Below are 15,125 nucleotides of genomic sequence, written 5' to 3'. Positions count from 1 at the left end.
GTACAAGCCCTCGCCGCACGCCTGATTCAGGCGGGTTTGGTGTCTGCCAATGCCTCTTGCGCCAGCTCTTTTTCCGCCTCTTTGAGGTCCTCTTCACTGATCATTTCGGCGATGGCGCGCAGGCGCTCCACCACTCGACCATTGACGCTGTCTTCCGGGAACTGACCGTCCGCATCCGGCTCGCCAGCCGGCTCGCCGACCAACAGGCTGAGGGCCTCGTCGGCCTGACGCACCGCGTAGACGTGGAACTTGCCGTCGCGCACGGCCTGCAACACCTTCTCGTCGAGCATCAGGGTGGCGACGTTGGCCTGGGGAATGATCGCCCCCTGCTCGCCGGTCAGGCCCCGTGCTTCGCAAAGGCGGAAGAAGCCTTCGATCTTCTCGTTGACCCCGCCCACCGCCTGCACTTCACCAAACTGGTTGATTGAACCGGTGATGGCGAAGCACTGCTTGAGCGGCGTCTTCGACAGGGCCGAAATCAAGGTACAGGCCTCACCCAGGGACGCGCTGTCACCGTCCACATAACCGTAAGACTGTTCCAGGGCGATACTCGCCGAGATCGCCAGGGGGAATTCCTGGGCATAACGGCTGCCCAGGTAACCGGTGAGGATCATCACCCCCTTGGAGTGAATCGGCTGCCCGAGGTTGACCTCGCGCTCGATGTCGACAATGCCACTGCCGCCCGGGTAGACCGTGGCGGAAATCCGCGCCGGCACCCCGAACGCCGAATCACCGACCTCCAGCACCGTCAGGCCGTTGCACTTGCCCACTGCCGCGCCGGCGGTGTCGATCAGAATCACCCCGGCCAGCATGTCATCGAGAATCCGCGCTGAAACACGCCCGGTGCGCGTGGCCTTGGCCTTGAGCGCACGCTCGATGTGCCCGGCGTCGGTCTTCTCGTCAGACGCCAGGTGGCGAATGAAATCGGCCTCGCTGACCAGTTGGAACAGATCACCGATCCGCGCCGACAAGCGCCCCTGGTTCTCTGCCAGCCGCGCGCTGTAGGTCGCCAGACGCGCCACGGCATCGGAGGTCAGAGGCGCCATGCCTTCTTCCGAGGTGCGGGTTTTCAGCAACTGGGCGAACTGCTCCAGGCTTTCATCGACCATCGGAATGTCTTCGTCAAAATCCACCAGCACCCGGAACATCTCCTGGAAGTCCGGATCGGCGTCTTGCAGGGCGTAATACAGCTGGCGGGAGCCAATGATGATGACCTTGAGCTGCAACGGGATCACTTGCGGATTGAGGGTCACCGTTGCCAAACGGCCCAGCTCGCCCAGCGGGGACTCCATCTTCAACTTGCGCGATTGCAAGGCACGCTTGAGGGCGTCCCAGACAAAGGGCTCGCTGAGCATTTTCTCGGCTTCGAGAATCAGGAAGCCGCCGTTGGCACGGTGCAAAGCCCCTGGACGCAACTGGCGATAGGTGGTGTAGAGCGCGCCCTGATCGGTGCTGTATTCGATGCGGCCGAACAGGTTGTCGTACGTTGGATGCGGCTCGAACACCACTGGCGCACCGCCGCTGACCGGATGGCCGACCACCAGGCTCGGGCAGTACTGTTCTTCCAGCAGCTTGCGGGCCTGGGCGTCGGTCTTGGCGTCATCCACCAATTGCTCGACCACCGTTTTCAGCAGGTACACCTGCATCGCCTGCAAGTAACCGCAGACCGCGGCGTTCTCTGCGTACTGCTCGGACAACGGTGCCAACAGCGGCTGCAAGGCCAGGGTGATGGTTTCTTCGTTGAACTGGCGCATCTGGTTGTTCGACTCGCGCTTCCACTGGGGCAAGCTGGCGAGTTCTTCGTTGAGGCGCTCTTCGAGCTCGGAAATATCCGTGTGGAAACGTTCGCGATCGGCTTCCGGCAGCTGCGAGAACTCAGCTTCGTCCAGGGCCTTGCCATCGAGCATCGGCGTAAAGGCAATGTTGGAACTGTCGCGGTACAGCGCCACGTCTTTTTCCAGGGCCAGACGCTCGATCACGTCCAGGGCGCGGTCGTAGCGCTGGTTGAAGGCACGGTCGATGGCGCTCTTGCGCTGTTGATAAGTCGGGTGTTCAAACACCGCCGGGAACGTCGCGACCAGGTTGTCGATCAGGCCGTTGATGTCCGCGATGAACGCGGCAGCACCACCTGCCGGCAGCTCCAGGGCACGAGGCTCGCGGGGTTCATCGAAGTTGTTGACGTAGACCCAGTCGGCCGGGGTCTGCAGGCGTTTGCCTTCCGCCTTCAGGTAGCGTTTAACAAACGAGAAGCGGCCGGTACCGGGCTCGCCCATGACAAACACGTTGTAACCGGGGCGCGGCATGGCCACCCCGAACTGCAAGGCTTCAACCGCACGTTCCTGGCCAAGCACACCGCGAAAGGGCTCCAAATCATTGGTGGTCGAGAAGCTGAACTGTTCAGCGGAAAAAGGACGGGTCAGCGCTTCGGGCGCTAGACGCAAGCTGGCAGCAACAGGATCAGGCATCGGGCTTCCTTACATCAGGCGGGGCAGATGGCGGCATTCTGGCGCCGGGTATGCCCGGCTGGCAAGGCGCGCCTAGGGCGAAAGCATAGACAAGGGTAATGTGCCCAGCCGCCCCCCGGAAAACCGGCTATGTCAGCGAATGTTTTGTAAAAAGTCACGGAACCCTTGGAACCTGCCTAAACTCCAAACTGCGCGGCTGGACTAATAACCGGCCCAACTGGCGCTGACATTGGCCAGCACCCCTTGTCCATTGGTTTGCACACAAAGAGAACACAGCTATGAAACGGATTCTTCTCGGTACTCTTTTCACCGCAGTATCCATCAACGCCATGGCCCAAGCGCCAGGCGGTCCGGATTGTGGTTGGGGCAACATGCTGTTCGAAGGTCAGCGTGGCACCCCGGCGCATTTCCTGGCTTCCACCACCAACGGCACCTCCGGCAACGCCACGTTCGGTATGACTTCCGGCACCAACGGTTGCTCGACCAACTCGGCACTGACTTATGGCGGTAAATCCTGGATTGCCATGAATGGCATGATGAACGAGCTCTCTGAAGACATGGCCAAAGGTCAGGGCGAAGCACTGACCACCTACGCTGTGGTGCTGGGCGTTGCTCCTGAAGACCGCGCGCATTTCGCCGCTGTTACCCATGAGCACTTCCAACAGATCTTCAGCAAAGCCGACGTGACTGCGGATGATGTGCACACCAACACCCTGGCCGTGCTGAAAAGCGACGCTCGTCTGGCCAAGTACGCAACTCCAGCTTAAGCTCGACCCGCCCGCTCTTCCCCAAGAGCGGGCTTTTGTTTTTTGGGAGCTGACCCTTAACGGGCCTTTGTTTCTTTCGACTTAAGTTGCCCACCATGCTCAAACGCCTTGCCTACCTGGCGCTCTGTGTCTGCGCCCCGCTGTCCGCCGCGCCCGCTATCGACAATCCACGTTTGCAGCAGTTGGCCAATGATCCGTTCTGGATCTCCCTGGGGCACTACGAGAGCGCCAAGCTGGGCGGCTGGCGCAGCTACGTCAGCGACGCGAAGTTTTTCCTCGCCAAAGACGGCGCGCAGCACCCTGACGCCGAACTGGCCGCCACCCTGCAAGCCCTGTACGCCCCGGCCAGCGCCGGTGAGCAGCACGCCCAATGTGTGTACCCGGCACGCACCCGCTGGCTCAAGGACCAGTTACAACTCACCGACCTGCCCACCGTGGCCTGCAGCGAATTCAAGCAGTGGTTCAAGGACGTCGCGCCCCACAGCGCGGTGATGATCTTCCCGGCGGCTTACCTCAACAGCCCGTCGTCGATGTTCGGCCACACCCTGCTGCGTATCGACCAGGCCGACGTGCAAAGCAACAACACCGCCCTGCTCAGCTACGCCATCAACTTCGGCGCCTACATCGAAGGCTCGGACAACAGCATCCTCTACGCCTGGAAAGGCCTGATGGGTGGTTACCCGGGCCTGTTCGCCCTGGTGCCCTACCAGGAGAAACTCTCGGAATACCGCAGCCTGGAAAACCGCGACCTCTGGGAATACCGGCTGAACCTGACCCAGGTTGAAACCGAGCGCATGGTCGAGCACGTCTGGGAACTCAAGCAGATCCAGTTCGACTACTTCTTCTTCGACGAGAACTGCTCCTATCGCTTGCTGGAGTTGCTGCAAGTGGCGCGCCCGGGCCTGAAGCTGACCGAGCAATTCCCTCTGACTGCGATCCCCACCGACACCGTCAAGGCGGTGAAGGAAGCCGGGCTGGTGGAAAAGATCGACTATCGACCGTCCCGTGAGCGTGAACTGCTCAGCCGCGCCGAGCCCCTGAACGGCGAGGAGCAGCAATGGGTGCTCAAGGTCAGCGCCGATCAGCAGCACCTGCAAGACGCCGACTTCAAAGCCCTGCCAAGGGATCGCCAGGCGCTGATCGTCGACGCGGCCTATCGCCTGGAGCGCTACCGGGCCAACGGCCAGGAGCGCGACCCTGCGCGCTCGCAGCGCAGCTTCGAACTGCTCCGGGCAATCAACCGCAACCCTGCGCCAGAGTTGCAGATCGAGCGCCCCGGCCTACCGGAAGACGGCCACGAATCCCGCACCTGGCAAGTCGGTATCGGCACCCGGGGCGACCAGGCGTTTGGCGAGTACGGCCTGCGCATGGCCTATCACGACCTCAACGACAACGCCGAAGGTTTCCCCCTGGGCGCGCAGATTGAAATCCTGCAAATGAAACTGCGCCAGTACGAAGGCAATCGTTGGCAGTTGCAGCAATTGGACCTGGCCACCATTCGCTCCCTGACGCCGCGCAACGAACTGCTGCAGCCCTGGTCCTGGCAAGTCACCGGCGGCCTGGAGCGCGTGCCGGGCAAGCATGACGATGAGACCCTGGTCAGCCACGTCAATGGCGGCGCCGGTGGCACCTGGCAGTTGGGCGAGAACACCCTGGGCTTTGCCCTGGGTACCGTGCGGGTCGAGCACAATAACGACTTCTCGGCCTTTATCTCCCCGGCCGCCGGGTTCAACACTGGCTTGCTGTGGAAAAACCCGCTGGGCAACTTCAGCGTGGAAGCCAAGGGCGACTACTTCACCAATGGCGAAGTCCGCCGCAGCCTGAGTCTCAACCAACAGTGGGAGCTGTCACGCAACCTCGGTCTGCGCCTCAGCGCGCAACGCGAATTCAGCCACCTGGCCACCGCCGAGAATGAAGTGATGCTGGAACTCAAGTGGTACCACTACTAGGGGCAACAGCCGCATTGGCCTGCTAATTCTTCACCTGGCTTTCACGAGGTAGCGACGAATCGACTTCTAGACTGATGCCATCAGCCGTAATCCGGCGTAGGAGTCAGGCATGTGGCGGTTCGGGTGGTTAGTGGTGCTTTTTCTGGTGATCGGCGGGTGCGAGTCCACCCACGAGCATTTGCTTGCCCAGGGCTATCCACCGGCCTTTGCCGATGGTTTCGATGATGGCTGTGTCAGTGGCCGGCAAGCGGCCGGCGCCATCACCGGCGAGTTCCGCAAGAACGTGCCGCGCTACCTCAAGGACGCGCAATATGCCGAAGGCTGGAGCGACGGTTTCAGGCAGTGTCAGGCCATGCTGGAAAATCAGGATCGCACCGAATACCGTGAACACCATTGGGATGAGCGGGAACGGGCCTGGCAGCAAGAGAAGGACCGTGACGCCGCCCGCGCCTATCGTTCGCAGTGAGCCGCTCTCGGATAACCGTCGACACTAAAAGGCTGCGAGCAGGGTCCAACCTCCACCTTCGGAGAATTGCCATGAGCCGCGCATTCGTCAACGAAGACCAGGCTGCCGATCAGGCCGACACGCCGGTTGAGCGCCTGGTCAGCACCCAGCCCAATTACGTCACACCCCAAGGCCTTGCCGCGTTGCAGGCCAAGGTCACGCAGTTGCAAACCCAGCACAGCGAACACAGCGCCCAGGGCGATGCTGCGGACAAACAGCGGCTGGCCGACCTGGAGCGGGACCTGCGCTACTTCAATCAGCGCCTGCAAAGCGCCCAGCTCACCGCGCCCGCCACCTCCACCCAACAGGTGCAGATCGGCAGCCGAGTGACCTTCGCGGATGAACAGGGGAACGAGCAGCAGGTGCAACTGGTGGGAGAAGATCAGGCCGATGTCGGCCAGGGCCTGATCAACTGGGGCTCGCCTTTGGGTCGCGCCCTGCTTGGCGCGCAACCCGGCGATGAGGTGCTGTGGAAAAGGCCGGCTGGGGATCAGTTGATCGAGATCATCCGCATCGAGCCGGCCTGAAACGACTCAAACCACGCCTTGTGCCAGCATCGCATCAGCGACTTTGACGAAGCCAGCGATGTTGGCGCCTTTGACGTAGTTGATCCGACCGTTCTCTTCACCGTAGTGCACGCAGGCGTGGTGAATCGACTGCATGATGGCGTGCAGCTTGGTGTCTACCTCTCCGGCAGTCCACAACAGGCGCATGGCGTTCTGTGACATTTCCAGACCGCTGACGGCCACGCCACCGGCGTTCGATGCCTTGCCCGGTGCGAACAGAATGCCCGCCTCGATAAAGATATCCACAGCCTCCAGGGTGGTCGGCATGTTCGCGCCTTCGGCCACGCAGATGCAGCCCTGACGCAACAAAGCGCGGGCCGCATCGGCGTCCAGCTCATTCTGTGTGGCGCACGGCAGGGCGATGTCGCAGGCCAGGGTCCACGGCGTCTGGCCGGCCAGGAACTCCAGGCCGAACTGGCTGGCCAGCTCACTGATGCGCCCGCGCTTGACGTTCTTCAACTCCAGCACCGCTTGCCATTGCTCTTCGCTCAGGCCGGACTCGCAGTACAGGGTGCCTTCGGAATCCGACAGGGAAATCACCTTGCCGCCCAGGTCCATGACTTTGCGTGCCGCGTATTGCGCCACGTTGCCGGAACCGGAGATCGCCACGCGCTTGCCTTCAACCCGCTGGTCACGGCGCTTGAGCATTTCTTCAGCGAAGTACACACAGCCAAAACCGGTGGCTTCAGGACGAATCAGGCTGCCGCCGTAGCTGATGCCCTTGCCGGTCAGCACTGAAGTGAACTGGTTGCTCAGGCGTTTGTACTGGCCAAACAGGAAACCGATCTCCCGGGCACCGACACCGATGTCACCGGCGGGCACGTCCACATCGGCGCCGATGTGACGATACAGCTCGCTCATGAAGGCCTGGCAGAAGCGCATCACCTCGGCGTCGCTCTTGCCCTTGGGGTTGAAGTCCGAACCGCCCTTGCCGCCGCCCATGGGCAGGGACGTCAGGGAATTCTTGAAGGTCTGCTCGAAGGCGAGGAATTTCAGCACCCCGAGATTCACCGATGGATGGAAGCGCAAACCGCCCTTGTACGGACCGATGGCGCTGTTCATCTGGATACGGAAGCCGCGGTTGACCTGGACCTTGCCCTGGTCGTCGACCCAGGAAACGCGAAACACCACGGCGCGTTCCGGCTCACAAATACGCTCGAGAATGCCCGAGGTCAGGTAGTGCGGGTTGGCCTCCAGAAAGGGCCACAGACTGCGCAGTACTTCTTCCACGGCCTGGTGGAATTCAGGCTGGTCCGGGTCGCGTTTTTTCAGACGGGCAAGGAAGTCTTCGACGGATTCGATCATGGGAAGTCTCGGCAAATTTATTGTCGTTAAGGGGAGATTTGCCCGGGACTTTATCAATTCAAATCGCACCGCGACAGCGCAAAATGTCGCAGTTATGAATTTAAATGGTGCATTAAATATAAATGGCGACGATTTTCAGGGGGTTTGTGCACCGGATTGGTGGCACTTCCTGCCTGAGCCGCACGCTTTTGGTGAGGCGAAAAAGTGGATCGCCGGCAAGCCGGCTCCTACAGAAATGTCGCTGCCAGTGGGTCGAAAAGAGGGCAAAAAAAACGGAGCCCGAAGGCTCCGTTCTGTTCAAGCAGCGACCTTATCAGGCCAGCTTCTTGTGACGCACGCGGTGCGGTTGAGCAGCCGCTTCGCCGAGGCGTTTCTTACGATCGGCTTCGTACTCGGTGTAGTTGCCTTCGAAGAACACGGCTTGCGAATCGTCTTCGTAGGCCAGGATGTGAGTGGCCACACGGTCCAGGAACCACCGATCGTGGGAGATCACAATGGCGGCGCCTGGGAAGTCCAGCAGGGCTTCTTCCAGGGAACGCAGGGTTTCAACGTCGAGGTCGTTGGACGGTTCGTCGAGCAGCAGGACGTTGCCGCCCTCTTTCAAGGTCAGGGCCAGATGCAAGCGACCGCGCTCACCACCGGACAGGTCCTTGACGAACTTCTGCTGGTCGCCGCCCTTGAAGTTGAAACGACCCACGTAGGTGCGGGACGGAATTTCGTAGTTGCCGATGCGGATCTGGTCCGAGCCATCGGAAATCTGCTGGAACACCGTCTTGCTGCCGTCCAGGTCGTCACGGCTCTGATCGACGCACGCCAGTTGCACGGTTTCACCGATTTCGATGCTGCCGGAATCCGGGGTTTCCTTGCCCATCAGCATACGGAACAGGGTGGATTTACCCGCACCGTTACCGCCGATCACGCCGACGATGGCGCCCTTGGGCATGGCGAACGACAGGTTGTCGATCAGTACGCGATCGCCGTAACCCTTGGTGACGTTCTTGAACTCGATGACCTTGTCACCCAGGCGCGGACCGGCCGGGATGTAGATCTCGTTGGTTTCGCTGCGCTTCTGGAATTCCTGGGACTGCATTTCTTCAAAGCGTTGCAGACGAGCCTTGGATTTCGACTGACGAGCCTTGGCGCCTTTGCGCACCCATTCCAGCTCTTCTTTCATGGCCTTTTCATGGGCCGACTGCTGCTTGGATTCCTGGGCCAGACGGTCGGACTTGGCTTCCAGCCAACCCGAGTAGTTGCCCTCGTAAGGAATACCGGCGCCGCGGTCGAGTTCCAGAATCCAGCCCGCGACGTTGTCGAGGAAGTACCGGTCGTGCGTGATCGCAACCACGGTGCCCGGGAAGTCGTGGAGGAAATGCTCCAGCCAGGCCACGGAGTCAGCGTCCAAGTGGTTGGTTGGTTCGTCGAGCAGCAGCATGTCCGGGGCAGACAGCAGCAGGCGGCACAGGGCCACACGACGCTTTTCACCACCGGACAGGTGCTCGACCTTCGCGTCCCAGGCTGGCAGGCGCAGGGCGTCGGCGGCGACTTCCAACTGACGCTCCAGGTTATGGCCGTCGCTGGCTTGCAGGATGGCTTCGAGCTTGGCCTGTTCAGCGGCCAGCTTGTCGAAGTCGGCATCCGGGTCGGCGTAGGCGGCGTAGACCTCGTCCAGGCGGGCCTGGGCGTCCTTGATCACGCTGACCGCTTCCTCGACCACTTCACGTACGGTCTTGGTCGGATCCAGCTGCGGCTCCTGGGGCAGGTAGCCGATATTCAGATCAGGCATCGGGCGCGCTTCACCATCGAACTCGGTGTCAACGCCGGCCATGATTTTCAACAACGTGGACTTACCCGAACCGTTGAGGCCGAGTACGCCGATCTTGGCGCCGGGGAAGAAGGACAGAGAAATGTTTTTCAGGATTTCCCGCTTCGGCGGAACAACTTTGCTCAGCCGATGCATGGTGAAGACGTATTGAGCCATGGTGAACCTAGCGTCAGTGACTGATGAATAGAAGCGGGCGCTGCCCGTGTCAGGCCATGCGCAGCGCCGGCATGGACGCAAATCGATGCCGGCGTGAACAGAAACCTGATGATCTGGAGCTGGAACGCCCCTATGTGTAGCGGGCAAAACTACCTCAATGGCGGATCAAGGTCCAGCCAAGCGGGACTGGCACTTTGCCACAACTCAAGGCATGCTAGCCGCCCTTCGGGCGTCCGGCTTATAGTGCACGTCGCGCCAGCCCAGCCAAACCGCAGGATCACAGCTTGCCCAACGTCACTTCGCCACCGCCCGCGCGTGCGCCTATCCCTGCGCCCGGCTCCCCCCTGCGCGGCACCCTTAAAGGTGCACTGGCGACGCTGGTGCTATTACTCCTGGCCTTGCTGTTCTGGCAACTGCTCGACCAACTGCAGAAAACCCGCAAGGTCCAGCAGCAATACGCCATCGACTACAGTGCCGACCAGGCCGATCACCTGAGCCTGAACCTGGCCCTTAATGCGCAGATCGCTCTGAATCTGCTACCGATCGTCGAACAACCCCACACCGCCGAACAACAGCAACAACTGCTGCAAAAGCTCCAGTTGTCGTTGCCGGATGTGCGCAGTATCGCCCTGCTGGATGCCTCCGGTCAGATCGTCAATGACAGCGCCAGCACCTCCCTGGACGCGGCCTGGCTGGCGGAGCTGGTGCAGCGCAGCCACGGCCAGCGCTACTACTTCAGCAACGAGAGCGACGGTTCGCTGGTCACCCTGTTAATGCACCAACCCAGCGGCTCGGTCAGGGGTTACTGGGTGCTGCGCCTGGCACCGAGCTTCTTCCAGACGTTGATTAGGGACCAGGAAACCGCGCAAAAACCGGCCTGGGTCCTGGAAAACCGCCTCACCCGACTGGTGGTCAGCCGCACCCACCCCGATTTGGCCAAGCCCGGCCTGTTGAGCCCGGAAGACATGGCCGACAGCGTGCTGGTGACGCCCTTGAGCAACAGCGACTGGCAACTGCGCGGCCTTTTCGACGAACGGGCGGTGATTGAACAACTGCTGCCAGCCTTTATCGGCAAATGCCTCCTGGGGCTGGCGTTCTCCCTGCTGCCGGTGATCGCCCTGTTGAACATGCGCCGCCGCCAGCGCCAATTGCACGAAGGCCGCCGCCGCTACCAGGACATTTTCGAAGGCACCGGCGTAGCCCTGTGTGTGCTGGATGTTTCCGGCCTGCCTGGGCAACTGGACAAGGCTCATTTGCGCAATAGCGAGCAGCTCAAGCGCTGGCAGGAACAGAGTCCGCAGCAACGCCTGCAATTGCTGCGCGAACTGCGGGTCACCGAAGTCAACCAGGTCGCCCTGCGCCTGCTCAATGTCGACTCCTGCGAACAGGCCTGGAAGCTGTTGATCGACGGCTGCGCACTCAATGGCAACGCGATTGGCAGCCAGTTGCTGGACGCCGTGCTCAACCAGCAGAAACAGCTGGAGCTGGAGATCAAGCTCAGCGACGCCCAGGGCCACGACCAGCATCTGTGGCTGGTGCTGCGCCTGCCGGAAGACCCAGCCGACTATCGCGCGGTGATCCTCAGCATCAGCGACATCACCAGCCGCAAGCTGATCGAACTGTCGCTGCTGGAGCGCGAGGGTTTCTGGTCCGACGTGGTGCGCACCGTGCCCGATCACCTGTATGTGCAGGACGTGATCAGCCAGCGGATGATTTTCAGCAACCACCACCTGGGCCAGACCCTCGGCTACAACAAGACCGAACTGCACCAGATGGGCGAATACTTCTGGGAAATCCTTCTGCACCCCGAAGATGCCGACCTCTACCATCGCCTGCGCCAGGAACAGCGCCATGCGGGCTACGCGCAACTGCTGCAATGCCAGTTGCGTTTCCGCCACCGCAGCGGCCAGTGGCGACGCTTCGAGATCCGCGAACAGGCCCTGGCACGGGACAAGTACGACCAGGTCACACGCATCATCGGAGTGGCCAAGGACATCACCGATCAGATCGAGGCCAGCGAGTCCCTGCGTGATAGCGAGCAGCGCTACCGCATGCTCGCCGAAAGCATCAGCGACGTGATCTTCTCCACCGACAGCCAACTGTCCCTCAACTACGTCAGCCCGTCGGTGCAAGCCGTGCTGGGTTACGACGTGGACTGGATCTTCCAGAACGGCTGGCAATCGACCATCGCCAACCCCCAGCAACTGACCGGCATCTATACCTTGATGGACCGGGTCAGCAAGGCCCTGGACAAACCCGAGCAACTGGCCGAGTTGCGCAGCCAGGTGCAGACCCAGCTGTTCCTCTTCGACTGCCTGCGTGGCGATGGGCGCAAGATCCCCATCGAGCTGCGCCTGGTACTGGTCTGGGATGAACAAGGGGGCTTCGAAGGCGTGCTCGGCGTCGGCCGCGACATCAGCCAACAGCGCCGCGCGGAAAAAGACCTGCGCATGGCCGCCACGGTATTCGAGCACTCGACGTCGGCGATCCTCATCACCGACCCTGCGGGTTATATCGTCCAGGCCAACGAAGCGTTCAGCCGGGTCAGCGGCTATGCCGTGTCCCAGGTGCTGGACCAGTTGCCCAACATGCTCACCGTCGACAACCAGCAGGAAGCCCACCTGCGCTACGTGCTCAAGCAACTGCACCAGCACAGCACCTGGGAAGGCGAAGTCTGGCTCAAGCGGCGCAACGGCGAGCACTACCCGGCCTGGGTCGGCATTACCGCGGTACTCGACGACGAAGGCGACCTGGCCAGCTACGTGTGCTTCTTCAGCGACATCAGTGAGCGCAAAGCCAGTGAGCAGCGCATTCACCGCCTCGCCTACTACGACGCCCTGACCCACCTGCCCAACCGCACCCTGTTCCAGGACCGCCTGCACACCGCGCTGCAATCGGCGGAGCGGCAGAAGTCCTGGGTGGTGCTGATGTTCCTCGACCTCGACCGTTTCAAACCGATCAACGACTCCCTCGGCCACGCCGCCGGCGACCGCATGCTCAAGGAAATGGCCACGCGCCTGCTGGGCTGCGTCGACGATGACGACACCGTGGCTCGCATGGGCGGCGACGAATTCACTCTGCTGCTGCAACCACGCGCCAGCCGTGAGATGGCCCTGAACCGAGCGATCCACGTGGCCGAGCAGATCCTCGCCAGCCTGGTCAAACCCTTCGTCCTCGAAGGCCGGGAGTTCTTCGTCACCGCCAGTATCGGTATCGCCCTGAGCCCTCAGGACGGTAACGAGCTGAGCCAGTTGATGAAGAACGCCGACACCGCGATGTACCACGCCAAGGAACGCGGCAAGAACAACTTCCAGTTCTACCAGGCGGACATGAACGCCAGCGCCCTGGAGCGCCTGGAGCTGGAAAGCGACCTGCGCCACGCCCTGGAGCAGGAAGAGTTCGTGCTCTATTACCAGCCGCAGTTCAGCGGCGACGGCAAGCGCCTGACCGGTGCCGAGGCCCTGTTGCGCTGGCGCCATCCGCGCCGCGGGCTGGTGCCGCCGGGGGATTTCATTCCGGTACTCGAAGAGCTGGGCCTGGTGGTGGACGTGGGCGACTGGGTCATCAGCGAAGCCTGCCGCCAGCTCAAGGCCTGGCACCAGGCTAAGGTGCGAGTGCCGAAAGTGTCGGTGAACATCTCGGCGCGGCAATTCTCCGACGGCCAACTGGGCACGCGGATCGCCACCATTCTCAGGGACACCGGCCTGCCGCCGGCGTGCCTGGAGCTGGAACTGACCGAAAGTATCCTGATGCGCGAAGTCAGCGAAGCGATGCAGATCCTCGACGGCCTGAAAAACCTCGGCCTGAGCATCGCGGTGGACGACTTCGGCACCGGCTATTCATCCCTGAACTACCTCAAGCAGTTCCCCATCGACGTGCTGAAAATCGACCGCACCTTCGTCGACGGCCTGCCGTCCGGTGAACAGGATGCGCAGATTGCCCGGGCCATCATCGCCATGGCCCACAGCCTGAACCTGGCGGTGATCGCCGAGGGCGTGGAAACCCACGAACAATTGGACTTCCTGCGTGAGCACGGCTGCGACGAAGTACAAGGCTACTTGTTCGGCCGCCCGATGCCGGCCAATCGGTTTGAAGCGCAGTTCAGCAATGACGCGTTATTCATGTTTGATTGATGGGTAGCAGCGGCACGTTTCAAGCTTCAAGCGGCGAGAGAGGAGCGGTTCGCTTTGACTTGCCGCTTGCAGCTCGTCACTTGAACCCTGCTTCTCTGCGACATGATGTCCTTTCATATGCCTTCTAAAAGCCATTGGGTTAGAATGCCTCCCTTTTCTGCCCCCCGATCCTTGAGGACCGCCATGTTCAGCCGTGATTTGACTATTGCCAAGTACGACGCCGATCTCTTTGCCGCCATGGAGCAAGAAGCTCAGCGCCAGGAAGAGCACATCGAGCTGATCGCTTCGGAAAACTACACCAGCCCAGCGGTGATGGAAGCTCAAGGCTCGGTGCTGACCAACAAATACGCCGAAGGTTACCCAGGCAAGCGCTACTACGGCGGCTGCGAGTACGTCGACGTGGTTGAGCAATTGGCCATCGACCGTGCCAAGGAACTGTTCGGCGCCGATTACGCCAACGTCCAGCCGCACGCCGGCTCCCAAGCCAACAGCGCCGTTTACCTGGCTCTGCTGTCGGCTGGCGACACTATCCTGGGCATGAGCCTGGCCCACGGTGGTCACCTGACCCACGGCGCCAGCGTTTCTTCCTCCGGCAAGCTGTACAACGCCATTCAATACGGCATCGACGCCAACGGTCTGATCGACTACGACGAAGTCGAGCGCCTGGCCGTCGAGCACAAGCCGAAAATGATCGTGGCCGGTTTCTCTGCCTACTCGCAGATCCTCGACTTCCCGCGCTTCCGCGAAATCGCTGACAAAGTCGGCGCGTACCTGTTCGTCGACATGGCCCACGTGGCCGGTCTGGTCGCCGCTGGCGTCTACCCGAACCCGGTGCCTTTCGCTGACGTGGTCACCACCACCACTCACAAGACCCTGCGCGGTCCTCGTGGCGGCCTGATCCTGGCTCGCGCCAACGCCGACATCGAGAAGAAGCTGAACTCTGCTGTATTCCCAGGCGCCCAAGGTGGCCCGCTGGAGCACGTGATCGCAGCCAAAGCGATCTGCTTCAAGGAAGCCCTGCAGCCTGAGTTCAAGACTTACCAGCAGCAAGTGGTGAAAAACGCCCAGGCCATGGCCAGCGTGTTCATCGAGCGCGGTTTTGACGTGGTGTCCGGCGGTACTGAAAACCACCTGTTCCTGCTGTCGCTGATCAAGCAGGAAATCTCCGGTAAAGACGCCGACGCCGCTCTGGGCAAAGCGTTCATCACCGTGAACAAGAACTCCGTGCCAAACGATCCACGCTCCCCGTTCGTCACCTCCGGCCTGCGCTTCGGCACTCCGGCTGTGACCACTCGTGGCTTCAAGGAAGCCGAGTGCAAGGAACTGGCTGGCTGGATCTGCGACATCCTGGCCGACCTGAACAACGAAGCGGTGATCGATGCCGTACGTGAAAAGGTCAAAGCCATCTGCAAAAAACTGCCGGTATACGGCGCTTAATCAGCCCGTTACACCGCAGC

The 15,125-nt window shown here is 61.4% G+C and carries 9 protein-coding genes; 6 read left to right on the top strand and 3 right to left on the bottom strand.

All coding sequences use genetic code 11. The annotated features are described in order from the left end of the window. Positions 1–26: 26 nt before the first annotated feature. Positions 27–2,465, bottom strand: coding sequence for a Lon protease family protein (locus M1B35_RS16435; RefSeq protein ID WP_123334858.1), 2,439 nt, complete (start codon positions 2,463–2,465; stop codon positions 27–29). Between the two features lie 278 nt (positions 2,466–2,743). On the opposite strand from M1B35_RS16435, the gene M1B35_RS16430 reads away from it, so the two are divergent. From M1B35_RS16430 to M1B35_RS16415, 4 genes are all read left to right on the top strand, one after another. Next, on the top strand, positions 2,744–3,232 hold the full coding sequence (locus tag M1B35_RS16430; RefSeq protein WP_123334856.1) for a DUF3015 domain-containing protein: 489 nt from the start codon (positions 2,744–2,746) through the stop codon (positions 3,230–3,232). Positions 3,233–3,327: 95 nt separating this feature from the next. Further along, positions 3,328–5,181 (top strand): DUF7840 domain-containing protein, encoded by a 1,854-nt coding sequence (locus M1B35_RS16425; RefSeq protein WP_123334854.1) that lies wholly within the window; start codon positions 3,328–3,330, stop codon positions 5,179–5,181. Positions 5,182–5,290: 109 nt separating this feature from the next. Further along, the gene (locus M1B35_RS16420) at positions 5,291–5,647 is read left to right on the top strand and encodes a hypothetical protein (protein WP_123334851.1); all 357 of its coding nucleotides are present in this window, start codon (positions 5,291–5,293) and stop codon (positions 5,645–5,647) included. Positions 5,648–5,718: 71 nt separating this feature from the next. Next, entirely contained in the window at positions 5,719–6,213 is a 495-nt protein-coding gene (locus tag M1B35_RS16415; RefSeq protein ID WP_123334849.1) for a GreA/GreB family elongation factor, read from the top strand. A 6-nt stretch (positions 6,214–6,219) separates the two neighbouring features. Here the strand turns inward: M1B35_RS16415 and gdhA are convergent, their stop codons facing one another. Both gdhA and ettA read right to left on the bottom strand, forming a co-directional pair. Further along, positions 6,220–7,557, bottom strand: a complete 1,338-nt coding sequence (gdhA, locus tag M1B35_RS16410) for an NADP-specific glutamate dehydrogenase (RefSeq protein ID WP_123334846.1) — start codon at positions 7,555–7,557, stop codon at positions 6,220–6,222. A 313-nt stretch (positions 7,558–7,870) separates the two neighbouring features. Beyond that, positions 7,871–9,535 (bottom strand): energy-dependent translational throttle protein EttA, encoded by a 1,665-nt coding sequence (ettA, locus tag M1B35_RS16405; protein ID WP_123334844.1) that lies wholly within the window; start codon positions 9,533–9,535, stop codon positions 7,871–7,873. Positions 9,536–9,819: 284 nt separating this feature from the next. Between ettA and M1B35_RS16400 the strand changes: the two genes are divergently transcribed. Beyond that, entirely contained in the window at positions 9,820–13,668 is a 3,849-nt protein-coding gene (locus tag M1B35_RS16400) for a bifunctional diguanylate cyclase/phosphodiesterase (protein ID WP_123334842.1), read from the top strand. Positions 13,669–13,851: 183 nt separating this feature from the next. Then, the gene (gene glyA, locus M1B35_RS16395; RefSeq protein WP_123334840.1) at positions 13,852–15,105 is read left to right on the top strand and encodes a serine hydroxymethyltransferase; all 1,254 of its coding nucleotides are present in this window, start codon (positions 13,852–13,854) and stop codon (positions 15,103–15,105) included. The last annotated feature ends 20 nt before the right edge of the window (positions 15,106–15,125 follow it).

Source organism: Pseudomonas morbosilactucae (assembly GCF_023241665.1).
In the GTDB taxonomy this organism is placed as follows: domain Bacteria; phylum Pseudomonadota; class Gammaproteobacteria; order Pseudomonadales; family Pseudomonadaceae; genus Aquipseudomonas; species Aquipseudomonas morbosilactucae.
This window is presented reverse-complemented; position numbering and strand designations above follow the sequence as displayed.

What these genes read in the sequence shown, in the direction of transcription:
- M1B35_RS16435 (WP_123334858.1), bottom strand. Translation starts at nt 2,465, where the DNA reads ATGCCTGATCCTGTTGCTGCCAGCTTGCGTCTAGCGCCCGAAGCGCTG.
- M1B35_RS16430 (WP_123334856.1), top strand. Translation starts at nt 2,744, where the DNA reads ATGAAACGGATTCTTCTCGGTACTCTTTTCACCGCAGTATCCATCAAC.
- M1B35_RS16425 (WP_123334854.1), top strand. Translation starts at nt 3,328, where the DNA reads ATGCTCAAACGCCTTGCCTACCTGGCGCTCTGTGTCTGCGCCCCGCTG.
- M1B35_RS16420 (WP_123334851.1), top strand. Translation starts at nt 5,291, where the DNA reads ATGTGGCGGTTCGGGTGGTTAGTGGTGCTTTTTCTGGTGATCGGCGGG.
- M1B35_RS16415 (WP_123334849.1), top strand. Translation starts at nt 5,719, where the DNA reads ATGAGCCGCGCATTCGTCAACGAAGACCAGGCTGCCGATCAGGCCGAC.
- gdhA (WP_123334846.1), bottom strand. Translation starts at nt 7,557, where the DNA reads ATGATCGAATCCGTCGAAGACTTCCTTGCCCGTCTGAAAAAACGCGAC.
- ettA (WP_123334844.1), bottom strand. Translation starts at nt 9,535, where the DNA reads ATGGCTCAATACGTCTTCACCATGCATCGGCTGAGCAAAGTTGTTCCG.
- glyA (WP_123334840.1), top strand. Translation starts at nt 13,852, where the DNA reads ATGTTCAGCCGTGATTTGACTATTGCCAAGTACGACGCCGATCTCTTT.